Below are 22,904 nucleotides of genomic sequence, written 5' to 3'. Positions count from 1 at the left end.
CAACCTTTACAAATTTCCTCTTAGCATGCTTCAGACTCCCGACGCGTTTTTGCCACTCATCGATGCACCCACGCCCTTGCCTGGCGATCCGCTGACCTTTGTATTTCACCGTGGCCGTTTGCTATTGGGCGCCCTGGACCATGGCTTGCCCGAGTTTGAGCGCGTCCAGGCGCTGGGCCTTGATCTGGCGCAGGCACAGCCGGTTGGTCTGTGGCAAGGCCGTTATTGCCAGACCATCTGGACCGATGAAGAAGCCTTGCCTGACGCTGCTTTTGCCTATCACAGCCTGCGTTCGCTGTTCAATGTAGTCGACGACGGTTTCCTGGGCTTGATCAGCCGCGCGGCCCAGCTGGCCGAATGGGCCCGCACCCATCGTTATTGCGGCGTGTGCGCCACGCCCATGCAGCGCCATCCGGGCGAGCGCAGCTTCAAGTGTAGCGCTTGCGGCATGCTGGCCTATCCGCGCATTTCGCCGGCGATGATGGTCCTGATACGCAAGGGTGACAAAGTGTTGCTGGCGATGCACAAACATTCTCCCTCGCAGCGCTTCAGTCCGCTGGCCGGTTTCCTGGAAGCGGGCGAATCGATCGAAGAAGCGGTGCACCGCGAAGTGATGGAAGAGGTGGGCTTGCGCGTGCACAATCTGCGCTATTTCATGAGCCAATCCTGGCCCTTCCCGCATTCGCTGATGATCGCGTTTACGGCCGATTATCTCGATGGCGAGATTCGCCTGGACGAGAATGAAATTGCCGAGGCGCGCTGGTTCGGTGTGGACGATGTGTGGCCTGAAGCGAGCTCCAGCGTGTCGATTTCTTCGATGCTGGTGCAGGCCCACCGTCCGCCCGGCAAATAGGAAAAGCGTGGCCGGCTCAGGCAGCTTGCCCACTTTTCTATATACTGGCGGCAATTGTAACTATTTGGGTGTTTTAGTATGTCTCAAGAAGAATTCTCTGAAAACGACTGGCGCCGTCTGATCAGCAGCCTGGGTGAAGACCCACAGCGTCCTGGTCTGCTGGAAACGCCGGCACGCGTGGCAAAAGCCTGGAAACACTGGACCTCGGGCTACGGCCAGAATCCGGTCGACCTGCTGAAAGCGTTTGAAGATGGCGCGGAACAGTACAACGAATTGATCGTCGTGCGCGGTATTCCCGTCTACAGCCATTGCGAACACCATCTGGCGCCGTTCTTTGGCAAGGCCACCATCGGCTACGTGCCGAATGGCAAAATCGTTGGCTTGTCGAAACTGACGCGCCTGGTCGATTGCTTCTCCAAGCGCCTGCAAGTGCAGGAACGCATGACGATGCAAATCGCCAATGCCTTGATGGAAGTGCTGGAACCGAAATCGGTGGGCGTGGTCGTTCGCTGCCGTCATTTGTGCATGGAAAGCCGTGGCATCCGTACGCCAGGCGAAGAAACCATCACCTCGGCCATGCTGGGCGAGTTGCAGCCTAACCTGGCGCTGCGCACGGAATTTCTGGCGCTGGCCCGCGAAAGCTGATTTTCGCAGACAATGCAGACAGAAGGCGGCGCGATGCCGCCTTTTTTTATGGCTTCAAGCGCTGGTGGTAGCCTTGCGCTCGGCCAGATAGCGCGCCGGCGGCTTGCCGGTCGCCTTGCGGAACATGGTCACGAAGCCGCTGGTGTTTTCATAACCAAGTTCCAAAGCTACCGTTTTCACGCTATGGCCTTTTGCCAGCCGCTGCAGGGTGATGATCACATGCAGTTGCCGCCGCCAGCGGCCCACGCTCATGCCAATTTCTTCCAGTAACTGCCGCGTCATGCTGCGCTCGCTCATGCCGATGCGCGCCGCCCACTGCGTCAAGGTACTTTTATCGGCCGGCTGCGCCAGCAGCAAGCTTGCCAGCTGGCGCAGACGCACATCGCGCGGCAGCGGCAAGTGCAAGTCTTCCACCGGGGCGGCCGCCAATTCATCGAGCAGGGTGGCGACCAGCCTTGCTTCGGCGCCATGCAGTGCATACAGGGTGGGGAAGCCGGCCGCCTTGATGATCAGTTCGCGCAGCAGGGGCGAAACGGCCAGGGTGCAGCAACTGCCGGGCAAGATGACGCCCATGGCTCCCATGGCAACCATCTCGGCTTCGACAAACAGGCAATAACATTGCGCCTCGCCCACGCCGCGCGCCGTATGCAGCAAGCCGCCCGGTATCCATACGGCGCACTGGGGCGGCACGATCCACACGCCGCTTTCCACTTCGCAATGGATGATGCCGCGCACGGCGTACAGCAACTGCCCTTTGCGGTGACGGTGCGGTATATGTTCCCATTCCCGGCTCACGCTCGCCACGCCGACCGCCAGCACGGGGCGCAGCACGTCGTCGATGTCTTCGATGGAAGTGGGCAGGTCGCGCCGCTCTGGAAATATGGCGGTGAAAGGAACGTCAGTCATGATGAGAGGTTTGGCTGGATTGAATAATATTGTGGCTATTTTATGCAATGACGTCCAGTGCCGCGTTTGTTATCGTGTGTCTATCCGCAGCCCTGCTTCAAGGTTGATAGCCGTCGCCAATTATCCGGGGAAGGTCAGACGGCGCGGCAATTATTGATGAAAGAGGGAACACCATGCTGCTCGACATTTCCAATTTTCCGCTGGTCTGGATGCGTCACGACGCCGTATCCGGCGGCAATACCGAGGCACTGTTTGCGCAATTCGATGCCTTGCTGACGCGCAGGCAAGCGTTCGTGATTCTCACCGACGAGGGTTACGCCGATAGCGGCCATGAACACACGCAGGAAGAGCGCAAGCGCACGACCTTGTGGATGAAGCAGAACAAGGCGGTGATCCGCGCCTATATCCAGGGCATGGTGATGGTGGAATCGGATGCCGCCAAGCGCCTGGCGGGCAAGGCGATAGCCGTGATGTTCGGCAAGTTCTGGGGTTACCCCCTGCATTTCGGCAGCAGCCGCGACGATGCGCTCGATATCGCCCACAGTCTGTTGCAGGCGTGGCTGCCGCCGCAGTCAGCACTCGACCAGGCGGTACTTTCCTGACGAACAGCTTTAGTAGCGGTATTCGCTGACCAGGTGTTTTGTGAAATTATATTTACTGCCGCCATCGAGCAAGTCGATCAGGCGTTTTGGCGCGGAGGCCGACATGAAGGCGTCCGCCGCCCCGCCCGTGCTGCGGAACTTCATGCCGGGACTGAGGATCTGGTTGGCGCCTGTCTTCAAATGCTGGAAGCTCTTGGTTTTCTCATTGTTGAGGATAAAGTGCAATTCCTGCTTGAAGGTCAGGAACGGTATCTTCAGCCACCAGCCTTCGTCCGTGCCATAGCTGGCCACGCTGGTGAAATGCGTGTTCTTGTCTGTCAGCGTGGGTTTGCCCAGGCGGTCGTTGATGCGCTTCATGGCTTCGATCTTGGTCATGCTGTTCTTTCTTTTTGATGCATTGCTTAGCTGCGCATTCTGCCACAGTTCCTCCTGCTTCTTGCCGCCCTGATGCGATGCTTGCTGTTTTTAAAAAAACATTTCTCATAAGCATTGTCAGTTTCATTACTTCAAGCGTATGCTGGTGTTGTCTGAAGGATGCCGCCAGAGCATCTGCGCCGCCGCATTCCGGCCGTCCGGGCGGGAAGCGGGGCATGTCCTAATCGCCGCAACACCACAAAAGTTGGAGACACGCATGAAGAAACTGACCTTCCAGCAAAAGTTATGGATCCCCCTGATTTGCAGCCTCTTGTGCATCACGATCATCTTTGTGTACAACGCGCTGGAAATCCGCAAGATACGCATCGAGGAACGCAGCGCCGACCTGGCCAACGCGGCTGATCTGGGCCTGGGCGCCGTCAAGATGTTCGGCGACCTGGCAGCCAGCGGCGCCTTGAGCACGCCCGAGGCGCAAAAGCAGGCGCTTGCCGTGATCAACAGCATGCGCTTTGGCGCGACTGGCTATCTGTCCATCATCGGTTTTGATTCGTCGGTCGTGATGAATCCTGGCGCGCCGCAGACCAATGGCAAGAATATGTTCGACTTCAAGGATGCCAACGGCACTTATCTGTACCGCGATATCGCCAATGTGGGCAAGAGCGACGCGGGCAAGGGCTTTGTTTATTATCACTTCCCCCGTCCCGGCCAGCAAAAGCCGGAACCCAAGATGAGCCGCGTGGTGGCCTACAAGCCATGGAACTGGACCGTCGTGGTCGGTGTGTACATGGACGATATCGACGCCGCCTTCCGCCAGTCCCTGTGGACGGCGCTAGGCGTGCTGGTGGTGGTCTGCGCCGTGCTGTCAGCCATCGTGGTGGTCATCAACCGCAGCTTGCGCCATGCGCTGGGCGGCGATCCTGAATATGCGGCGCAAGTGGCCGAGCGCATCGCCAATAACGACTTGAGCGGCGCCGTATTTACGCATGCCAAGGACCGTCAAAGCGTGCTGTTCGCCATGAAGACCATGCAAGCCAATCTGGTCGACGCCATCAGCGAGATCCGCCACAGCGCCGACACCATCGCCACCGCGTCCAGTGAAATTGCCAGCGGCAATATGGACTTGTCGGCGCGCACGGAAATGCAAGCCAGTTCCCTGGAAGAAACGGCGGCGTCGATGGAAGAGCTGACCTCGACCGTGACGCAAAACACGGGCAACGCGGTGCAGGCCAATGAACTGGCCAAGTCGGCCTCGGCCGTGGCCCGCCAGGGCGGCGCGGTGGTGGCGCAGGTGATCGGCACCATGGAAACCATCAATGCATCGTCGCGCAAGATCGTCGATATCATCGGCGTGATCGATGGCATCGCCTTCCAGACCAATATCCTGGCCTTGAACGCGGCGGTGGAAGCGGCCCGTGCCGGCGAACAGGGACGCGGCTTTGCCGTGGTGGCTTCGGAAGTGCGCAACCTGGCGCAACGCTCTGCGGCAGCAGCCAAGGAAATCAAGGGCTTGATCGGCGCCTCGGTCGACAGCATCGCGGCCGGCAGCAGCCTGGTGGCGCAGGCGGGCACGACCATGGATCAGGTGGTGGCCAGCGTTACGCGCGTGACCGACATCATGGCCGACATCACGGCTGCCTCGCACGAACAAAGCACGGGCATCGGCCATGTCAACCAGGCGATTACGGAAATGGATAGCGTGACGCAGCAAAATGCGGCGCTGGTGGAGCAGGCGGCAGCGGCGGCGGGCAGCATGCAGGACCAGGCAGCCGTGCTGGCGCAGCTGGTGTCGCGCTTTACCTTGTCGGCCCAGGAAAACGGCGCCGTGCGGGTGACGGCCAAGGGGCCATCGGCCCTGCGCGCAACGCCCAGAAAGCCGCTGCGCAGCCTGGCTGCATAAGTTTATCGTGTAGCGATTACTGGGGCGGCGCTGGCGGCTGTGGCGCCGCTTCAAACACCAGCTTGTCATCGACGACCTCGAATTTGCCGACCGGCTGGCCCAGGTCGGCTTTCGGGTCGTTTTCCATTTCCGTCAGGCTATTGCAGGTAGTCGTTTCCGCCTGCCACAGTTGCTTGCCCATCCGGATATTCCACACGTCATCACCCGCCGCAAACACTTCCACCGTGATGTCGGCAGGCGCCTCGGTGGACAGGATATGCAGGCGCTGGCATTGCGGCAAGTGCGTTGCCATCAGCTGCACTTCCACCGTGTCTTGCCAAAAGTAATTTTGCTGGCGGCGCACGGTCAGCGCGTGGTCCTGGCCATCGATCGTATAAATGGCGAAATCCTTGACACAGCCTGACAGCAAGATAGGCAACATGAGGATCAGAATTTTGCGCATGGTCGGCTTTCTTCGTTGGTTCTCGGTATGGTCGCTGAGAGTGGGTACTTGCACTGGCGGGAAATCGCGCACCCGCCGTCTTGTTTTCCGCTTACGTGGCATTATAACTATGCACAGCGCCATGCACACCAGTTGCGGCGCGACAAACCAGACGGGCGCGCCGCCAGCCAGCTATCCTTTACCTGATTGAAAGACCACGATGATCGACCTGTACTATTGGACTACGCCCAACGGGCACAAAGTGACGATGTTCCTGGAAGAAGCGGGCATCCCCTACAACATCATCCCCGTGCATATCGGCAAGGGTGAGCAATTCAAGCCGGAATTCCTGGCCATCGCGCCAAACAACCGCATTCCCGCCATCGTCGACCAGGCGCCTGCCGACGGCGGCGCAGCGCTGTCACTGTTTGAATCGGGAGCGATTCTGCAATACCTGGCCGAGAAAAGCGGCCAGTTCCTGCCGTCGGATGTGCGCGGCCGCGCCGAAGTGTCGCAATGGCTGTTCTGGCAAATGGGTGGCCTGGGCCCCATGGCTGGCCAGAACCACCATTTCGTGCAATACGCGCCCGAGCAGATCGAGTATGCCATCACCCGTTACGTGAATGAAACGAACCGCCTGTATGGCGTGCTGAACAAGCGCCTGGCTGACCGCGCTTTCGTTGCCGGCGACGACTATTCCATCGCCGACATGGCCATCTACCCGTGGATCGTGCCGCATGAGCGCCAGCGCCAGAACCTGGCCGACTTCCCGCACCTGGCCCGCTGGTTCGCGGCCATCGCCGAGCGCCCGGCCACCATCCGCGCCTACGCCCGCGCCGCTGAAATCAACCAGCAGCCGACCGTCAGCGCCGACGCGAAAAACGTGCTGTTCGGGCAGACGGCCAAGACGGTCAGCTGATTTAGCCCCACATTTAGCCCCAGATCAAATGCCGGGGTCGGACCCTGAGGGTCCGACCCCGGTCTTTGCTGTTGGGTTAAAGATTAGCCCATCTCGGTTAAGAATTCGTGCATATCGGTATGCGCCAGCTGCGCGCAGGCCGGTGCAAAGTGGGGCAGTTGGCCCCACAGCTGCGGGTTGCCGAGGATGTAGACGTGGTGTCTGGCGCGCGTCAGGGCCACGTTCAGCAGGTTCGGCGTGCTGGCGGCCCACTGGGCGGCGCCGGCCGTGCTGTTGTCGGCGCCCAGCACCAGCATCACCACGCCTTGCTCCTTGCCCTGGAAGGTGTGCACGGTGCCCACCATCTTGCCGCACCACAGGCCCAGTTCGCGGACCGTGGGCGCCTTGCCATAGCCTAATCGACGATCCCAATCGAGGTCCATGATGCGCGAACGCAATTCATTGCGCACGGCCTTGAACGGCGTGATCAGATACATCTCGGGCAGCTTGCCATCGCGGCGATACAGCTTGAGCAAGACTTCCAGCACGAAATCGAGTTGCACAGGCACTACCTGCTTGTAGCTGACGGGGCCGGCCACGTCGATCCAGCGGCTGGGGCCACGGCTCAGGCCGCGTGCGTTGGCTGGCGGCGCGGTGTCGGGCAAGCCATACACCATCTTGCCTTCATAGGCGATGGTATTGGCCAGCGAGAACATTGGCTCCACGCAGCGGCGGTGCACGCGCAGCGGGCTGCCTATCCACAGCGGCTGGCCGCTGGCCACGCCCACTTGCGCGCCATAGCGGTTGGCCCTGTCGGCCAGGGTTTGCACCGAAACGGATGTCGGTGCGTAGTTGCCGTTTTGCGTGTGCGGCGACAGGTTAGACAAGGCTTGCACCAGCCGGCCTGGCACCGTGAATACAGGTTCGATCTGCAACGGATCGCCGACCACCACCGCGCGCTTGGTGCGCCACAGGCTGCCGATGGCTGCTTGCGGCACGGACTGGCCCGCTTCATCGATGAACAGCCAGCCCAGCGATTCCGGGCCCATGCCCTGGAACTGACGCGCAAACGAGGCAAACGTGGTCGACACGATGGGCACCACCATGAACAGGCTGTGCCAGACCATGGCGATATGCGACTGGTCGTAGGCGCGCTTGTTTTTCAAGAGTTTGGAAACGGCCAGCAAGTTGCCGCCAAAGCCAGGTCCGCCTTTCTTTGCCACTTCGGCCAGCCATGCTTCATGCAGGGCCAGCGCCTTGGCGAACAGGCGCGAGCGCAAACGGGCCAGCGCCGGTTCATGCCACAGGCCCCCAATTTGCAGCGCATCGCCATCGAGTTCTTCCAGCGTCGCCGGGGCGATCAGGGTGTGGAAGCGCAAACGCGCGCGGCGCAGCATTTCCGTGCTGTCATCCCATTCGCGCTGGCGCGACTGCGCCGTGCGCAGGGCAACATGCAGGCTGAGGCGCGCACGGTCGCAGCGCGGTTCCAGCTCGCCCTTGAGCAGCAGCTTGATGTTGGACACGTCCTTGGCTGCCTGGCGTTGCGCTTCGGCATTTTCCACCACGGCGGCCTGATAATTGCGTGCTGGCGCCGTACGGAACAAACGGGCAAAGAAGCCCGGTTCCGTCAAGCTCACCAGCCGTTCTTCTTCCTGCAATTCCTTCTTTTTGGACAGCAAGATATCCTGCTGCGCCAGCGCCGTTTCCAGCGCGCCATTGGCGCCATCCATTTCGGTTTCTGCCGCGATCAGCGCCTGCTGGCTGCTGGCCAGGAATTCTTCCTGGCTGCACGTGCCCACGGCTTGCCACAGGGCAGCATATTGCGCTTGCTCGGCCAGCGCTTTTTCCACCACGTGTTCCGTCTCGCGGAATTCGCGCGATGCCTGGGCGAAACTGATGCCCTGGTGACTGGCCAGCCACTGGCGGATATTTTGCGCTTGCGGCGTCTTGCGCGGCGTGCTGGTATCCCAGTCGTCATCGTAGAAATTGCTGATGAAGCGGCGGCGGTTGTTGTTATTGCCGAGCGCGCAGGAAATCAGCCCCCACGGTGCTTCGTCTTCGCTCAGCTGGCGATTGGCGCCATTGCCATCGGCCACCACGCGGCGTGCCACGCTTTCAAAGTAGCGCGTGCGTGCCCAGTCCTTGCCCAGCTGCGTGGGTTTCAGCAAGTCGGCCGAGATGTTTTCCACGGCGGCATTGTTCGACGATGCCACCACCATTTCAAAGCCCGTCAGTTCCGGGCGCAAACGGGCAATCGTGATCGGGTCGCGCACGCCTTCGAAGGCCACGGCCACCTTGCCGATAAAGGCGTCGGCGGCACGGTCCAGGTTGGACAGCACGGCGGCGCGGCGCACGATATTGTCGGCAAACAATTCGCGCAGCAGGGTAGTCTTGCCCGTGCCTGGCGGACCGTTGACAGAGAAAATGCCCCGCTCAGCCAGGCCCGTGCGCGCGCCGTGGATGGCGAACTGCTGCATCAAGCTCATCGCATAGCTGGAGTCTTCCAGCCAGTGGCCCCGGTTCATGTTTGCCGGATTGAGCATGGCGGCCAGCGCCTGGCGTCCGGCCGGGCTGTACAGGTCGATGCGTTCTTCCTGCGCCAGCGGCGTCAGGTAGGCGGCCAGGGTGGCGGGCAGCTTTCCACCACGCAAGGCGCGGATGATCTGCTCCAGGTCATCGAGGTAAAAACTGTTGAGGATATCGATGGTCGGTTCGACCGTGTCGCCAAAGTCCAAGGTGCGGTTGCCGTTGCCCTCAAGGCCTGCTTCCACGTCCTTGACGGGACGTTTCTTGCGCGTGCGAATTTCCAGCACAGCCAGCGGCTGGCCGGGCGATGGCCGGAAGCCCGCCCAGTCGGCCAGCAAGTCGGCCAGTGCGCCGATTTCCAACCCCGACAAGGGCGCCGAGACATTGCCAGCATCATCGGTCACCTGCGCCTGCTTGTTGCGGGCGGCGGAAAAATTGCGCAGGCTGTCTTGCAAGGCCAGCTGGCTATCGCTGAAGGCGTCCAGGCTCAAGCCGGACCAGTTCGGCGTGCGCGCGCGGCCCAATGCCCATGGCAGGGTGGACACGGAAACAGGGTCGAACTGCGGTTCGCCCAGCGCGTTCAGGCTGATGCGGGCAAAGCAGGAACGGCCAGCCAGTTCCGTCTTTTCCATTTCGGAAATATTTTCCGCACCGGCAGGCAAGACCTTGCCGATCTCGGCCTTGTCGAACACGTTCAGGAATAGCTGGAAGCCGTCGATCTCGCGGTCGGCGCCGACTTGCAACTGGGTATAAAACTGTGGCGGCAATTGCGCCAGGTGTTCACGCTGAAGGAGACGCACGGTGGACGGGTCTTCAACTTCCGTGATTTGATTCAGGTCAAACGGTATAAAGAATTCAATCTTGTGCCAATACTCCAGGATAGCCAGGAGGCGCTGCTGTTCTGCCTGATTCATGATGACCAATATTTTGTAAAGCGAGCGAGGATTGTAAAGCGTATGCGCCCCATCTGTTTTGCAGTTTCGCCTATCGCGCGGCCTTTGCTGCAAAAAAAGTGCAGCGGTGCAATGAAAAAAAGCCAGGTGGCAACTTCCCACCTGGCTTTCTTGTAAGAATGCGTTTGCAGTCTGTTAAAACTCTTCCCATTCACTGTCGCTCGTGCGTGCTGGTGCGGCGGCGACGGCCTTGCGTATCGGTGCTGCGGCAATAACCGGTGCTGGCGCTGGCGTCCTGCGTTCAGTTTTCGCTTTCTGTGTCGTCACGGCATTGCCGGTCTTGAAGAAGCCGACTACCTGCGCCAGTTCAGCGGCTTGTTCCTGCATGCTGTGCGAGGCGGCTGCCGCTTCTTCCACCAGGGCGGCGTTTTGCTGCGTGACTTCATCCATCTGGGCAATCGCCATATTGATTTGCTCGATGCCGACGGTTTGTTCGTGCGTGGCCGAGGTGATCTCGCCCATGATGTCGGTCACGCGCACGATGCTGTCGACGATGTCGCCCATGGTCTGGCCCGCTTCATTGACCAGGCGCGAGCCGGTGTCCACGTTGCTGACCGAGGCGGCGATCAGTTCCTTGATTTCCTTGGCGGCCGAGGCCGAACGGTGGGCCAGGTTGCGCACTTCGGTGGCGACGACGGCAAAGCCGCGTCCCTGTTCACCCGCGCGCGCTGCTTCCACCGCCGCGTTCAGGGCCAGAATATTGGTCTGGAAGGCGATGCCGTCAATCACGCCGATGATGTCGACGATCTTGCGTGACGATGCATTGATGCTGCCCATGGTGTCGACTACTTGCGAGACGATATGGCCGCCGCGCACCGCCACTTCGGACGCGCTTTTGGCCAGCTGGTTGGCCTGGCGCGCATTGTCCGCGTTCTGTTTCACGGTCGAGGTCAGCTCTTCCATCGAGGACGCGGTTTCTTCCAGCGAACTGGCTTGCTCTTCCGTGCGCGAAGACAGGTCGTAGTTGCCGGCGGCAATTTCGCCCGATGCCGTGGCGATCGCATCCGTGCCCTGGCGTACTTGCCCCACCACGCCCAGCAAGCTGTCGTTCATGGTTTTCAGCGCTTGCAGCAAGCGGCCCGTTTCATCGCTGGAATTGACGATGATCTGCGACGACAGATCACCGGAAGCCACCGTTTCGGCCACGGCCACGGCTGCGTTGATCGGCTGGGTGATCGAACGCGTGATGATCCAGGCCACAAAGGCGCCCAGCAGCACAGCCACGCTGCCCAGGATAATCATGGTGGTGCGCGCGCTGTTGCTCAGTGTTTCGGCCTCGGCCGCCGCTTCTGCCACTTGCTCGCCTTCATACGCCACCAGCTTGTCGAGCGTGTCGAGCACGCGCTTCAGGGCAGGCGCCGCCTGTTGGGTCAGGACGCCGGCCGCTTCTTCCGTCTGGCCTGCCTTGCGCAGTTCGATCACCTTGTTGTTCAGCGGTGCGCCCGCTTTCAGGGCGGCATCGAGTTCGCTCATCAAAGCCGCTTCCTTGTCGGTCGCCACCTTTTTAAGCAACTGTTCCTTGGCCGCACCATAGTGCTGGCGCGCCTCGCCTATCTTTGTTTGTTCCGTCTGCACCAGCGCGTCCGTGGGCGCCACCACCAGGCTGGTGATGGCCAGGGTGATATTGCGCACGTTATCGCTCATGGTATTGGCCAGCGCCGTCTTGACGTTCTTGTCTGCAACGATGTCATGCGTGCGGCCGCTCAATTTCGCCATGGAATACAGGCCGACCAGCAATACGGCGACCAGCAAGCCCAGGACGACTGCAAATCCAATTCCCAGGCGGGTGCCGATTTTATAATGTGTAAGTGACATGATTGCTTTCGTGTTTCTGGAATAAAGAGGAGAACCGGCCTGTGACGTCAGGGCGCTACGGGTTTATACGTAGCGAGGCCAGGCCATAATTGTTCCTGAAAATTCCGTGTGGCAATACTGTTAATTGCTGTCAATCTAATAAAAGTCCGAAGATCGGCAGCAAATGAAATAGCTTGTCGTATGGAAACAACGAGAGAGGTGCTGAAGCGAACTCAGCCTTTTTGAAAAACGTGCTCCGCCAGGAAGTCGATCAAGGCGCGCAGCTTGGGCGACACATGGCGGCTGCCTGGCCACAGGATGCGGAAAGCGCCGGTGTGTTGCGTATGTTGGCCCAGCACGGGCAATAAACGGCCAGCCTCGCGCGCGGTGCGCACGGCAAAGTCGGGCAGGGCAGCCAGGCCCAGGCCGCTTTCGGCAAAGTGCAGCAAGGTGTCGACATTGTTGCAACTGAGTACGGTGGGCAGGCCGGCGGCCAGCAAGCCGCTCCATGCCGGCAGCGGCCAGGCTTCGATCTTGCCGCTGCTGGGAAATTTATACAGCAAACAAGTGTGCCGGGCCAGGTCCTCTGGCGCGGCGGGCGTGCCATGCCGGGCCAGGTAAGCGGGCGAAGCCACGATCTGCAGCTGGAACAGGCCCAGTTGCCGGCTCATCAAGCGGCTGTCGGCGCTTTCACCGGCCCGCACCACGGCGTCATAACCTTCCTCGATCACATCGACCCGGCGGTCGGTGAAATCCAGGTCCAGTTCCACTTGCGGATAAGCACGGACGAAGGCGGCCAGCACGGGATTAAGCAGGCTGCCGACCAAGGGCAGGCTGACTTTCAAACGTCCCTGCGGCGCATTCTTGCTATTCGACAGTTCCAGTTCGGCCGCTTCGATTTCACCGAGGATGCGCCGGCAGCGTTCCAAAAAAACGCTGCCTTCGCTGGTCAGCGTGATGCTGCGCGTATTGCGGTGAAACAGGCGCACGCCCAAGCGCTCTTCCAATCTAGCAATGCTTTTGCCGATGGCCGAGGCCGATATGCCCAGCACGCGCCCGGCCGCCACGAAACTGCGCGTTTCCGCCGCCTGCACGAAGGCCGTGAAGCCTGCCAGATTATCCAATGTGTTCTTTCGATTGCGGATGCCAACGTCCGCTGTGAAAGAAACTATAGCCCATTTTTCTTTGATGACGATGGTTTTAAGCTGTCAGCCTGTACTTTTACAAGGCTAGCCATGTCCATCGATCTTTCCTCCGTTAATCTTCCATCCCGCATCGACACCCTGCTGGACACCGTCGTGCAGCAGCAGCGCCTGGTGGGCGCGGTGGTGCTGGTGCGCCACCAGGGCCGCGAAATTTACCGGCGCGCCACCGGTTATCTGGACCGTGAAGCGCAACTGCCCATGCGCGGCGATGCGCTGTTCCGCCTGGCGTCCGTCAGCAAACCCATCGTTTCAACGGCTGCGCTGGCGCTGGTGGGCCAGGGCCGTTTGACACTGGATGACCTGGTAGCCCGCTGGCTGCCGTATTTCCAGCCGCGCCAGCCTGACGGCGCCGTGGCCCAGATCACCGTGCGCCATCTGCTGACGCATACGGCAGGCCTCGACTATGGCTTTTTCCAGCCGCCCGGCGGGCCGTATGCGCAGGCGGGCGTGTCGGACGGCATGGATGCGCTTGTGATCACCCTGGAAGACAATCTGCGCCGCCTGGCCACGGTGCCGCTGGCCTATGCGCCCGGCGAGCGCTGGGCCTACTCGATCGCCACCGATGTGCTGGGCGCCGTGATCGAGCACGCCAGTGGCTTGCCGCTGGCGCAGGCTGTATGCACTCTGGTGACGGCGCCGCTGGCCATGCACGACACGGGGTTTATCGCCGTGGACCGGGCGCGCCTGGCCGTGGCCTATGCCGACCGCACGGCGCCCGATGCGCAGCCGCGCCGCTTGCTGGACGTGGGCGACGATCATTTACCGTTTCTGGACGGCATGGCGGGTTTCCAGCTATCGCCGGCGCGCGCTCTCGATGCATTGGCCCATCCCTCGGGCGGCGCCGGCATGGTCGGTTCAGCCGATGACTTCATGCGCTTGCTGGAAGCTTTGCGCTTGGGTGGCGCGCCCTTGCTGCCATCTGAACTGGTGCACCAGCTGGGCACCAGCCAGACCGGTAATGCTGAGCTGCCATTCTGGCCCGGACGTGGTTTTGGCCTGGGCTTTACCGTGCTGAACGATCCGCAGCTGGCCGCGACACCGGAAGCAGCGGGCACCTGGCGCATGGGCGGCACGTATGGCCACTCGTGGTTTGTCGATCCGGCCCGTGAGTTGTCCGTGGTGGCGTTCAGCAATACGGCGCTCGAAGGCATGGCGGGAGCATTCGTGGGCGAACTGTGCCAGGCGGTGTATGGCGTGCAGGCAAATCCATGATGCGCCCGCACCCGATTGTTTTCCTCGCGCTGGGCCTGTTTGGCCTGTATTGCATCGAGTTTGGCGTGGTGGGCATCTTGCCGATGATCATGCAGCGTTTCCAGGTGACAGCCGCACAGGCCGGCTGGCTGGTGAGCCTGTTTGCGCTGGTGATTGCGGCGGGCGGCCCTTTCCTGGTGTTGCTGGCGACGCGCTGGCGCCGCAAGCGCGTGCTGCTGGTTTCGCTGTGCGTGTTTGCATTGGCCAGTCTGGTGTCGGCCTATGCTCCTCGCTTTGAGCTGCTGCTGGCCCTGCGCATGGTGCCGGCCCTGTTTCACCCGGTGTATTTTTCGTTGGCGATGGTGGCCGCTGCCACCCTGTATCCGGCGGGACAATCGGCACGGGCCAGCGCGCATGCCTTCGTCGGTACCAGCCTGGGCATGGTGCTGGGCATTCCGCTGACGACCTGGATCGCGGCCCAGTATGGTTATGAGGCCTCGTTCCTCGCTTGTGCCCTGGTGAATATATTGGCTGCGCTGGGACTATGGCGTTATCTGCCTGATGCGCCGAAGGCCGCACCGCTGGCGTATGGCCACCAGCTGGCCATTTTGCGCAAGGGCGCGCTGTGGCTCAATATCATCGCTGCCGTGCTGGTGTTTGCCGCCATGTTTTCCGTGTATGCGTATGCGGCCGCCTATCTGGAGCAGGTGACGGGCTTGAGTGCGCGCCAGACCGGTTTGATCCTGGTGGTGTTTGGCGTGGGCGGCGTGGCCGGCAACTTGCTGGCGGGGCGTTTGCTGGGCACGCATGTATTGCGCACGGTGCTGTTGCAGCCTGTGTTGCTGGGCTTGGCGTATTACCTGCTGTACCGCTATGCGGGCGCGGGCATGGATTGGGCCGGGCTGGCTGTGCTGGCGCTGTTCTGGGGCGCGGCCCATACGAGCGGGCTGATCGTCACGCAAGTGTGGCTCAGTGGCGAAGCACAGGAAGCGCCTGCGTTTGCCATCGGCGTGTATATCGCCGCCATCAACCTGGGCGTGACGGTGGGCGCGCTGGCCGGTGGCCTGGCGATTGCGAACTATGGCATGCAGGGCGCCATCGCCAGCGGTGTGCTGTTTGCCGCGCTGGCGCTGCTGGTGATCGTGTTCAAGGCCTGGCGCTACCGCGTGCCGTCCCTGCAGATGCTTGGGACGGCGGAATAGTCGATCAGACGGATTTCAGGAAGGCGCGTATGCCGGCCAGCAGCATTTCAATCGCCATCGCCGTCAGGATCAAGCCCATCAGGCGCTCGAAAGCTGTCATCACGCGCGGGCCCAGCGCCCGTTGCAAGCGTTCGGCGCACAGGAAGACGGCCAGCCAGACCACGGCCACGGCCATCAAACCTGCCACGTGGGCGACCACTTCGCTCACTTCATGCGAGGAAAACAGCAGCACCGTCGCCAGCGCCGATGGGCCAGCCAGCGCGGGGATGGCCAGTGGCACGATGAACGGTTCGCCACCCATCTCATGGTCGCTATTGCCATTGCCCGGTTGTGGAAACACCATGCGCATGGCGATCAGGAACAGGATCACGCCGCCGCCGATGCGCAGCGCAACTTCCGACAATTGCATGGCTTTCAGGAAGTGGCGGCCGAAGAACATAAACAGCAGCAAGATGCCGAAGGCGATCATGCATTCGCGCACCACCACTTTCCAGCGGCGCTCGACGGGGACCTGTTTCAGGGCGTTGACGAAAAGGGAAACATTGCCAAACGGATCGGTAACGAGCAAAAGCAAAATAAAGGTCTGAAAGAAATTCTGTGTCATGTTGGTGCCGAAAGAAGGGGAAAACCGTCACCGGGATGGGTGCGGTTCATCAGGCTTGCGATGATATCAAGCGCTTCGGCAATCGCCCATGTTTATTGATGCATAGCAGCATTTTTTTTGGCGACGGGGGAGCTTGGCTGGTAAAACGCCGTCGGCGTGGTGCCGAAATGCTTTTTGAACATGGCGGCAAACGCGCTCTGGCTGGTGTAGCCGTTATCCAGCGCCACATCGATCACCTTGCCGCCGCGCGCCAGTTGCTCCAGCGCCCGCAGCAATCTTGCCTGCTGGCGCCAGTGGCCAAAGCGCATGCCCGTCTGTTTCTGGAATAAACGGTGCAGGCTGCGCGCAGTGATGCCCAGCTGCCCGGCCCAGTCATCCACTGTCGCATGTTCGCCCGGGTTGGCCATCAACTGGCTGCACACGCTGCGCAGGCGCGGGTCGGTCGGCACCGGCAAGTACAGGGGCAGCACCGGCAGGCTGTCGAGTTCGTGCAGCAGCAGTTGCAGCAGATGCCAGTCGCGGCCGCCTTCCGCAAAGCCCGGCACGATATCGATGGCCGCCAGGATCAGCTGGCGCAGCAAAGGGCTGACGTCGAGCACGCAGCTGTGGCGCGGCAACAGTGGCGAATGGGCGCAATCGATGAACACCGTGCGCATCCTGACCTCGCCGCTCATGCGTATCTGGTGTTCCACGCCCGCCTGCAGCCACACGCCACGCGTGGGCGGCACCACCCAGCGCCCATCTTGCGTCGCTATCGTCATCACGCCATCGGTGGCGTAGATCAGTTGTGCATGCGTATGGCGGTGCACGGAAATCACATGGCCATGCGGGTAATCGACGGCCAGCGCCATGGCGCGCGTGTTGACTGGGATCAGGAATTGATAATCAGCAATTTGCACGATACGTCACTTTGGCGATAGGTGCAGACATCTTAGCGCGAGAAGTCATGTGGCCGTTGCGGCATGATGGTTTTCCCTCATTCCCGGAGCTTGTAAATGCCTTTCCGTGCGTATTTGTATCCCTTGCTTGCCATGTTGCTGTGGGCCGGCAACGTGATTGTGTCCAAGCTGGCCGCCTCCAGCATCGCCCCCACGGCCATCACTTTCTACCGGCTGGTGCTGGTGCTGCTGGTGATGACGCCGTTTATTGTTCGTCCGCTGTGGCGCAACCGCACCGTACTGAAGCGCCACTGGTGGCAACTGGCCGTGTGCGGCCTGATGTCGATGGCGCTGTTCCAGAGCCTGTCGTACCGGGCGGCCGACAGCACCACGGCCACCAATATGGCCATCGTCACGGCGCTGGCGCCCTTGATGACGGCGATTCTCAGCGTGCTGCTGCTGGGCGAGCGCCTGACGGTGGGCATGGCGGCCGGCGGTCTGCTGTCGTTTGGCGGCTTGCTGTATCTGGTCGGACGGGGAGATGTGCTGGCGCTGCTGCACGAAGGCGTGCATGCGGGCGATGGGCTGATGCTGCTGGCCACCTTGATCTTTGCCCTGTACGGCGTCTTGCTGCGCCGCTGGCGTTTATCGGTGCCGCCCTGGCAAATGATCTATTGCCAGGCCCTGGCGGCGCTGCTGTGCATGCTGCCGTTTTTCCTGTTGCTGCCAGCTGGCCACGCCGCGCTCGACGCCACCACCTTGCCGCTGATCGCCTATGCGGGCATAGGCTCGTCCATCGTTTTATCGTTTCTGTGGATACAGGGCGTGAAATTGCTGGGGCCTAACCGTTGCAGCATCTACGTTAATCTGCTGCCCATCCTGACGGCATTGCTGGCCATCGCCTGGCTACATGAAAGCATGCATGGTTATCATTTGATCGGTGGCGGCATCTCGCTGCTGGGCGTGCTGCTGGCGCAAACGGTGCAGCGGCCCTTGTTTGCGCGGCGTGCAAGCGTGTCGGGCCTTGGGCAAAGCATGTTTTGAGTTAGATAGCATAAATGGCGTTCCGCTACGACCCCGTAACGCCAATCTGCTTAAAAAACATCAGTCCGTTGTGACAATGTGTGAAAATTGATGGTGATTATTGCTACTGAGAATTTTTCCCTGTATCTTGAAATCAGGAAATAAAAACCGGGCCAACCTCTACCCCGTTGCCCGATATTTTTTCTCCTTATCGATCTGAGCGGGCCGCCTTCCCCCCTGCTGCCGCAGACGCTCCATCGACCGAGTTTGTCCTGAACAAGTCATTCAAAAAAACCACGTCTACTTGACGTTTCTTTTTGCCCAAGAAACGCGGGGACGGTTGTGCCCTTACGCTAGGAAAAATTGCATGTTCTCCAGAATCACAATAAAGATGCGTTTGATCGTCACCATGAGTGTGCTGGGGCTGCTGATCGCCGTCCTGGGCGCCATGAGCATCATCAGCCTGAAGTCGGCCAATGCCAGTTTGAACGAGGTGTACAGCAATCAACTGGCTTCCACCCAAGCAATCGGCGAGTCGCAGATTGCGCTGGGGCGCGCCCGTTTCACGATAGACCGCGTGGTCTTGCACCCTGATGGCAGTGACGTCAAGGATACCCTGGGCCGGGTAACGCAATTCATCGCGGACTCGAACAAGGCCTGGAAAGTCTATCTGGCCTTGCCGCAAAGTCCGGCAGAAAAACGCTTGTCCGACGAGATGGACAGGAAGCGCCTCGATTACCTCAACAATGGCTTGCTGGTGCTGGATAAAGCCTTGCGCGAAGGCAAAGCTGAAGAGGCGGACCGCATCATGATGAAAGGTCTCACGCCGCTCTACCGTGCACTGAATGACGCGGCTGAAGCCCTGACCCAGTTCCAGCTCACATCAACCGCCCAGATGTATGCCGAAAGCCAGTCCCGCTACCACACGCAAGTGGGCCTGGCGATGGCCGGCATGGTGGCGGGGCTGTTGATCATCATCATTTCCAGCGTGCTTTTGCTGCGCGCCATCTTCGGCCCGCTGGAGCAAGCCCTGCGCCACTTCGGCGCGATTGCCGAAGGCAACCTGGCCAATACCATCGTCATCACGCGCCGCGATGAAATGGGGCAATTACTGGACGGCTTGCACCAGATGCAGGAGCGTTTGTCGCACACCGTGCGCGGCGTACGCGATGGCAGCGGCGCGATTGCCACGGCCAGCAATGAAATTGCCTCGGGCAACCTTGATCTGTCGAGCCGCACGGAACAGCAAGCCTCCAGCCTGGAAGAAACAGCCTCGTCGCTGGAAGAGTTGACCTCGACCGTCAAGCAGAATTCCGACAATGCGCGCCAGGCCAATCAGCTGGCCGTGTCCGCCTCCGACGTAGCCGTCAAGGGCGGCGCACTGGTGGCACAGGTGGTCACCACCATGGGCACCATCAGCGCCTCGTCGAAAAAGATTGCCGACATTATCGGTGTGATCGATGGCATTGCTTTCCAGACCAATATCCTGGCCTTGAACGCGGCGGTGGAAGCGGCGCGCGCGGGCGAGCAGGGACGCGGTTTTGCCGTGGTGGCCACCGAAGTGCGCAACCTGGCCCACCGCTCGGCCAGCGCAGCCAAGGATATCAAGCTGCTCATCGAAGCGTCGGTGCAGAATGTGGATGCCGGTAGCGAACTGGTCAGCCAGACAGGTAGCACCATGGAAGAAATCGTCGCCAGCATCCGCCGCGTGACCGACATCATGTCCGAGATCAGTGCTGCCGGACGCGAGCAGGAAATGGGCATCGGCCAGATCAACCAGGCCGTGGCGGAAATGGATACCGTGACGCAGCAAAATGCGGCGCTGGTGGAAGAAGCGGCGGCCGCCTCTGCCGCGCTGCAGGATCAGGCGGCAGAGCTGGCGGCGATGGTCAGCATCTTCAAGGTCGATGCCGGACACCGCGGCGTGGCGCCTGCCGCGCGCAAGCTGGTTTCCACCAGACCAGCGCCGCCTGCGCCGCTGCCAAGTCCCGCCAGGAAACTGACGGTCAAGCCGCGTGCCGCCAAACCGGTGGCTGACAGCAGCGGCGAGTGGGAAGAGTTTTAAACAGTCAGAGATCGAGCGCGGCGGCGCCAGGCGTATCTTGCAGCGCCGCCGCTTTTTCCGCTGCTTTTTCGGCTTCTTTGGCCCGCTTTTCTGCCGCTGCCAGTTCTGCTTTCTCCATCGCATCATGGCGCAGCTGCAAGGCTGCCCGGGCGCGTACGAAGACGATCTTGATTGCCGCCATGACCGGCACCGACAGGAAGATACCGACCACGCCACCGAGCTGGTCACCGGCCAGCAAGCCCACGATCACCATCAGCGGGCTCACTTCCACGCCTTCGCTCATCAGATAGGGATTGAGCACATAATCCTGGAACAAACGGTAGGCAGCGATAAAGCCGATCAGCCAGAACACATGGTCGAAACCGCTGAAACCGGCCACGACGACTGCCAGCACGGCTGCCGCCAGCGGACCGGCAAACGGTATGAATTCCAGCAAGGCAGCCGCGCCGGCCAGCAGCAGGCTGTACGGTACGCCCAGCAGCGAAAACGCCACGCTGTAGGAAATGAAGGTGGCGATCGACAGCAGCAGCAAGGCGCGCACATAGCGCGACAGCAAGATGTCGAGGTCCTCGATGATGGCGCCCCATAATTTTTTGTTGGGACGGTTCAACAGCGACAGCAAGCCGTCGCGCATGTCCGGGCCTTCCTTGATCAGCAAAAAGCTCAGCACGGGCACCAGCACCAGATAGATCAGGTTGCTGGCCGCATGCATCACTGTCAAGCCCAGTTCCTTGGCCAGGGGCATGGCTTGTCCCGTGCCGCTGCTCAATTGTTCCTGGATAAACGACAGCAAACGGGCGCGCAGAGGCTCCATGAATTCCGGCAAGGGTATGCGCTCGGCAAAGTTACTGCCTTTGAGCAAGGTCGGCAGCTGCGCGCTGAGCTTGGTCGCTTCCTCCTCGATACGGGTGCCGAAGATGGAACCCAGTATCGCCACCAGCAAGATGACGACGAGAAATACGATGCCGATGGCCGCCGTGCGCGGCAGCCGCTTCGGTCCATACCGTTCCAGCAATTCGATCAGCGGATACACCAGGTAGCTGAAAAAAATGGCAAACACCACCACGATCAGGGTCGATGAAACACGGTAAGTCAGGTAGAGCAGCAGGGCGACCAGGAAAGTCGTCCATATCATCTTGGCGACACGCAAGTTAAAACCGAACATAAGAGTTCCTTAGGCAGAATGGCTACGCAAGCGTGGCGGAGCTGGAAGAGAGTGGCGGACAGGGCAGGTGCCGGGCACAGCCGCTTGACCGGAAATCATACCGCAGAATAGCAAAATGCCATGCTCCGGTGCGGCATGGAAATTATTTACCTCGATACCTGTTAATTCAAGCCACTGAGTTATGTCAATTGACATGGTAATGCATTTGCATTACCATCGATCATATCCCTATCCTTGAGGTGATTACCATGAATGCTGCGCTGGAAGCCGAGTCTACGCTCACAGATCGTTACCAGACTACTGTTCCTGAAACCGTGCGCCGCGCGCTCAAGCTGGGCAAACGCGACAAGCTGCAATACACGATACGTGCTGACGGCACGGTACTGATTGCCCGTGCCGTGCCGCCCGATGAGAGCGATCCTGTGCTGGGACAATTCCTGGGTTTTCTGGCGGCCGACATTGCCCGGCATCCTGAGCGGATAAGCGCCGTCGATACGGCCTTGCTTGCCCGTATTGATGCGCTGGTCGGTCAGGTGGACGTCGATCTGGATGCCTCCTTGCTTGAGGACGACGAGTAATGCCGCTGAGGACCAAGCCGCTGGTCGTCAATGGCTGGACTATTTTTTCCCATCCCTTGTTTCTTGACGCGCTGGAAGCCTTGATACGGCAAGTGGAAAGCTTGCGTCTGAAAGATCCGCTGGGCTATGCAAACAAGAATGCAAGCAAACGTCTTGCCGCCATCGCCAGGCTGGCTTTTGATGTGATTCCACAAGATCCGACACGCTCCGAATACCGCCAGGGCCATACCCTGGGTGGCCATCACACGCACTGGTTCCGCGCCAAGTTCTTTCAGCAATATCGGCTATTTTTTCGCTACCACCTGGAAAGCAAAATCATCGTGTACGCCTGGGTCAACGATCTTGATACCAAGCGCGCTTATGAAAGCGACGATGATGCTTACCGGGTGTTCCGCAAGATGCTGGAGAGCGGCCATCCGCCGGACGACTGGCTAGCCTTGCTGGCGGAAGCGCAAGGAGGGCAGAGCCGGTTGGACCAGCTTGGCAAGGCGAATACCCCCTTATTTTGAATTGGTCACACCAGTCGGTTGCCAGCCAAAGAAGCTGGTCACTGGCGGATTGACGTAGGACAGGCTATCGGAGCCGATATAGTCGCGTTTATTGAGCTGGCAGCCGTTGTGGCGCAGGATGTCGTGCGCGGTGGTGATGTGGAAAAAGAAGTTCGGCAGCAAAAAGCTGAGCAGATAGACATCGCCGCGCATCACGCCATTGATGCTGCGAAAGCGCAGCTCGTTGCTGCGGCTTGCGCTGCCTGCCAGCTGTTCCGGCGTGATGGTTTCCAGAAACGCGACGGTCTTGGCCACGCGTTCTTGTAACTCTTCGAGCGTGGTTTCGGTATCGGCGAAAGTGGGGCCGCTGACTCCTGCCAGACGGGCGGCGCCGCCCTTGGCATTGTCGCTGGCGCGCTGCACCTGGCCGGCCAGCGGCAGCATGTCCGGCGCCAATCGCGCTTGCAGCAGCACCGAGACGGGAATATTTTTTTCGACCGCATAGGCTGCTGCCTTGTCGAGGTAATCGGACATGATGCCCAGGCCGCGGATCAAGACCGGGATGGAGGCATCGTACATGGAGAGGGACATGATGGTTCCTGTTATGTTGATTGTCGTGCGTGTAGGCAAAACAG

General features: G+C 60.5%; 21 protein-coding genes. 11 read left to right on the top strand and 10 right to left on the bottom strand.

Annotated features, from left to right (window positions below; genetic code table 11):
• Positions 1-25: 25 nt before the first annotated feature.
• Both nudC and folE read left to right on the top strand, forming a co-directional pair.
• Entirely contained in the window at positions 26-853 is an 828-nt protein-coding gene (gene nudC / locus HDE72_RS13065; protein WP_183741471.1) for an NAD(+) diphosphatase, read from the top strand.
• Positions 854-931: 78 nt separating this feature from the next.
• On the top strand, positions 932-1,498 hold the full coding sequence (gene folE / locus HDE72_RS13060) for a GTP cyclohydrolase I FolE (protein ID WP_183741469.1): 567 nt from the start codon (positions 932-934) through the stop codon (positions 1,496-1,498).
• Positions 1,499-1,552: 54 nt separating this feature from the next.
• Here the strand turns inward: folE and HDE72_RS13055 are convergent, their stop codons facing one another.
• Positions 1,553-2,404 (bottom strand): AraC family transcriptional regulator, encoded by an 852-nt coding sequence (locus HDE72_RS13055; RefSeq protein ID WP_183741467.1) that lies wholly within the window; start codon positions 2,402-2,404, stop codon positions 1,553-1,555.
• Positions 2,405-2,577: 173 nt separating this feature from the next.
• Between HDE72_RS13055 and HDE72_RS13050 the strand changes: the two genes are divergently transcribed.
• Positions 2,578-3,006 (top strand): hypothetical protein, encoded by a 429-nt coding sequence (locus HDE72_RS13050; protein ID WP_183741465.1) that lies wholly within the window; start codon positions 2,578-2,580, stop codon positions 3,004-3,006.
• A gap of 9 nt (positions 3,007-3,015) precedes the next feature.
• On the opposite strand, the gene HDE72_RS13045 is transcribed toward HDE72_RS13050, so the two are convergent.
• Positions 3,016-3,381 (bottom strand): hypothetical protein, encoded by a 366-nt coding sequence (locus HDE72_RS13045; protein WP_183741463.1) that lies wholly within the window; start codon positions 3,379-3,381, stop codon positions 3,016-3,018.
• 256 nt (positions 3,382-3,637) lie between these two features.
• On the opposite strand from HDE72_RS13045, the gene HDE72_RS13040 reads away from it, so the two are divergent.
• A complete protein-coding gene (locus tag HDE72_RS13040) occupies positions 3,638-5,278 on the top strand; it encodes a methyl-accepting chemotaxis protein (protein WP_183741461.1) in 1,641 nt (546 codons plus the stop codon).
• Between the two features lie 16 nt (positions 5,279-5,294).
• On the opposite strand, the gene HDE72_RS13035 is transcribed toward HDE72_RS13040, so the two are convergent.
• Complete coding sequence (locus HDE72_RS13035) at positions 5,295-5,720, bottom strand: hypothetical protein (RefSeq protein WP_183741459.1); 426 nt, start codon at positions 5,718-5,720, stop codon at positions 5,295-5,297.
• Between the two features lie 199 nt (positions 5,721-5,919).
• On the opposite strand from HDE72_RS13035, the gene HDE72_RS13030 reads away from it, so the two are divergent.
• Positions 5,920-6,618: a glutathione binding-like protein gene (locus HDE72_RS13030; RefSeq protein ID WP_183741457.1), complete on the top strand. Its 699-nt coding sequence runs from the start codon at positions 5,920-5,922 to the stop codon at positions 6,616-6,618.
• Between the two features lie 83 nt (positions 6,619-6,701).
• Here HDE72_RS13030 and HDE72_RS13025 read toward each other — a convergent pair whose 3' ends face one another.
• The 3 genes from HDE72_RS13025 to HDE72_RS13015 form a co-directional block, all read right to left on the bottom strand.
• Positions 6,702-10,037 carry a DEAD/DEAH box helicase gene (locus tag HDE72_RS13025; RefSeq protein WP_260176671.1) on the bottom strand — a complete coding sequence of 1,112 codons (3,336 nt, stop codon included), beginning with the start codon at positions 10,035-10,037 and terminating at the stop codon, positions 6,702-6,704.
• Positions 10,038-10,211: 174 nt separating this feature from the next.
• Positions 10,212-11,891, bottom strand: coding sequence for a methyl-accepting chemotaxis protein (locus HDE72_RS13020; protein WP_183741453.1), 1,680 nt, complete (start codon positions 11,889-11,891; stop codon positions 10,212-10,214).
• A gap of 212 nt (positions 11,892-12,103) precedes the next feature.
• Positions 12,104-12,994: a LysR family transcriptional regulator gene (locus tag HDE72_RS13015; protein ID WP_183741451.1), complete on the bottom strand. Its 891-nt coding sequence runs from the start codon at positions 12,992-12,994 to the stop codon at positions 12,104-12,106.
• 111 nt (positions 12,995-13,105) lie between these two features.
• Between HDE72_RS13015 and HDE72_RS13010 the strand changes: the two genes are divergently transcribed.
• Positions 13,106-14,287 carry a serine hydrolase domain-containing protein gene (locus HDE72_RS13010; protein ID WP_183741449.1) on the top strand — a complete coding sequence of 394 codons (1,182 nt, stop codon included), beginning with the start codon at positions 13,106-13,108 and terminating at the stop codon, positions 14,285-14,287.
• The gene (locus tag HDE72_RS13005; RefSeq protein WP_183741447.1) at positions 14,284-15,468 is read left to right on the top strand and encodes an MFS transporter; all 1,185 of its coding nucleotides are present in this window, start codon (positions 14,284-14,286) and stop codon (positions 15,466-15,468) included. Before HDE72_RS13010 ends, HDE72_RS13005 begins: the two co-directional genes overlap by 4 nt.
• Before the next feature lie 4 nt (positions 15,469-15,472).
• Here HDE72_RS13005 and HDE72_RS13000 read toward each other — a convergent pair whose 3' ends face one another.
• A complete protein-coding gene (locus tag HDE72_RS13000) occupies positions 15,473-16,072 on the bottom strand; it encodes a MarC family protein (protein ID WP_183741445.1) in 600 nt (199 codons plus the stop codon).
• A 92-nt stretch (positions 16,073-16,164) separates the two neighbouring features.
• Complete coding sequence (locus HDE72_RS12995; protein WP_311735233.1) at positions 16,165-16,971, bottom strand: AraC family transcriptional regulator; 807 nt, start codon at positions 16,969-16,971, stop codon at positions 16,165-16,167.
• 96 nt (positions 16,972-17,067) lie between these two features.
• Here HDE72_RS12995 and HDE72_RS12990 point away from each other — a divergent pair, with 96 nt between their 5' ends.
• Positions 17,068-17,994, top strand: coding sequence for a DMT family transporter (locus HDE72_RS12990; RefSeq protein ID WP_183741443.1), 927 nt, complete (start codon positions 17,068-17,070; stop codon positions 17,992-17,994).
• Between the two features lie 346 nt (positions 17,995-18,340).
• The gene (locus tag HDE72_RS12985) at positions 18,341-20,038 is read left to right on the top strand and encodes a methyl-accepting chemotaxis protein (protein WP_183741441.1); all 1,698 of its coding nucleotides are present in this window, start codon (positions 18,341-18,343) and stop codon (positions 20,036-20,038) included.
• Between the two features lie 4 nt (positions 20,039-20,042).
• Here the strand turns inward: HDE72_RS12985 and HDE72_RS12980 are convergent, their stop codons facing one another.
• Positions 20,043-21,203, bottom strand: a complete 1,161-nt coding sequence (locus tag HDE72_RS12980) for an AI-2E family transporter (RefSeq protein WP_183741439.1) — start codon at positions 21,201-21,203, stop codon at positions 20,043-20,045.
• Positions 21,204-21,451: 248 nt separating this feature from the next.
• Between HDE72_RS12980 and HDE72_RS12975 the strand changes: the two genes are divergently transcribed.
• Positions 21,452-21,781, top strand: coding sequence for a type II toxin-antitoxin system PrlF family antitoxin (locus tag HDE72_RS12975; RefSeq protein WP_183741438.1), 330 nt, complete (start codon positions 21,452-21,454; stop codon positions 21,779-21,781).
• Positions 21,781-22,290, top strand: a complete 510-nt coding sequence (locus tag HDE72_RS12970; protein ID WP_183741436.1) for a type II toxin-antitoxin system YhaV family toxin — start codon at positions 21,781-21,783, stop codon at positions 22,288-22,290. Before HDE72_RS12975 ends, HDE72_RS12970 begins: the two co-directional genes overlap by 1 nt.
• On the opposite strand, the gene HDE72_RS12965 is transcribed toward HDE72_RS12970, so the two are convergent.
• A complete protein-coding gene (locus tag HDE72_RS12965; protein WP_183741434.1) occupies positions 22,282-22,860 on the bottom strand; it encodes a DUF1993 domain-containing protein in 579 nt (192 codons plus the stop codon). The two genes, HDE72_RS12970 and HDE72_RS12965, sit on opposite strands and share 9 nt — an antisense overlap.
• Between the last annotated feature and the right edge of the window lie 44 nt (positions 22,861-22,904).

It is taken from the genome of Janthinobacterium saanense, from assembly GCF_014200675.1.
GTDB lineage: Bacteria > Pseudomonadota > Gammaproteobacteria > Burkholderiales > Burkholderiaceae_D > Janthinobacterium.
Note: the sequence above shows the minus strand (reverse complement) of the source record. Positions and strands in the feature narration are given on the sequence as shown.

Bases quoted from the DNA above. Each gene is read 5' to 3' on its own strand.
- nudC (WP_183741471.1), top strand. From the start codon at position 26: ATGCTTCAGACTCCCGACGCGTTTTTGCCACTCATCGATGCACCCACG.
- HDE72_RS12990 (WP_183741443.1), top strand. From the start codon at position 17,068: ATGCCTTTCCGTGCGTATTTGTATCCCTTGCTTGCCATGTTGCTGTGG.
- HDE72_RS13025 (WP_260176671.1), bottom strand. From the start codon at position 10,037: ATGAATCAGGCAGAACAGCAGCGCCTCCTGGCTATCCTGGAGTATTGG.
- HDE72_RS13050 (WP_183741465.1), top strand. From the start codon at position 2,578: ATGCTGCTCGACATTTCCAATTTTCCGCTGGTCTGGATGCGTCACGAC.
- HDE72_RS13045 (WP_183741463.1), bottom strand. From the start codon at position 3,381: ATGACCAAGATCGAAGCCATGAAGCGCATCAACGACCGCCTGGGCAAA.
- HDE72_RS13040 (WP_183741461.1), top strand. From the start codon at position 3,638: ATGAAGAAACTGACCTTCCAGCAAAAGTTATGGATCCCCCTGATTTGC.
- HDE72_RS12980 (WP_183741439.1), bottom strand. From the start codon at position 21,203: ATGTTCGGTTTTAACTTGCGTGTCGCCAAGATGATATGGACGACTTTC.
- HDE72_RS12965 (WP_183741434.1), bottom strand. From the start codon at position 22,860: ATGTCCCTCTCCATGTACGATGCCTCCATCCCGGTCTTGATCCGCGGC.
- HDE72_RS13035 (WP_183741459.1), bottom strand. From the start codon at position 5,720: ATGCGCAAAATTCTGATCCTCATGTTGCCTATCTTGCTGTCAGGCTGT.
- HDE72_RS13010 (WP_183741449.1), top strand. From the start codon at position 13,106: ATGTCCATCGATCTTTCCTCCGTTAATCTTCCATCCCGCATCGACACC.
- HDE72_RS12975 (WP_183741438.1), top strand. From the start codon at position 21,452: ATGAATGCTGCGCTGGAAGCCGAGTCTACGCTCACAGATCGTTACCAG.
- HDE72_RS13020 (WP_183741453.1), bottom strand. From the start codon at position 11,891: ATGTCACTTACACATTATAAAATCGGCACCCGCCTGGGAATTGGATTT.
- HDE72_RS13005 (WP_183741447.1), top strand. From the start codon at position 14,284: ATGATGCGCCCGCACCCGATTGTTTTCCTCGCGCTGGGCCTGTTTGGC.
- HDE72_RS13000 (WP_183741445.1), bottom strand. From the start codon at position 16,072: ATGACACAGAATTTCTTTCAGACCTTTATTTTGCTTTTGCTCGTTACC.
- folE (WP_183741469.1), top strand. From the start codon at position 932: ATGTCTCAAGAAGAATTCTCTGAAAACGACTGGCGCCGTCTGATCAGC.
- HDE72_RS12970 (WP_183741436.1), top strand. From the start codon at position 21,781: ATGCCGCTGAGGACCAAGCCGCTGGTCGTCAATGGCTGGACTATTTTT.
- HDE72_RS12985 (WP_183741441.1), top strand. From the start codon at position 18,341: ATGTTCTCCAGAATCACAATAAAGATGCGTTTGATCGTCACCATGAGT.
- HDE72_RS13055 (WP_183741467.1), bottom strand. From the start codon at position 2,404: ATGACTGACGTTCCTTTCACCGCCATATTTCCAGAGCGGCGCGACCTG.
- HDE72_RS13030 (WP_183741457.1), top strand. From the start codon at position 5,920: ATGATCGACCTGTACTATTGGACTACGCCCAACGGGCACAAAGTGACG.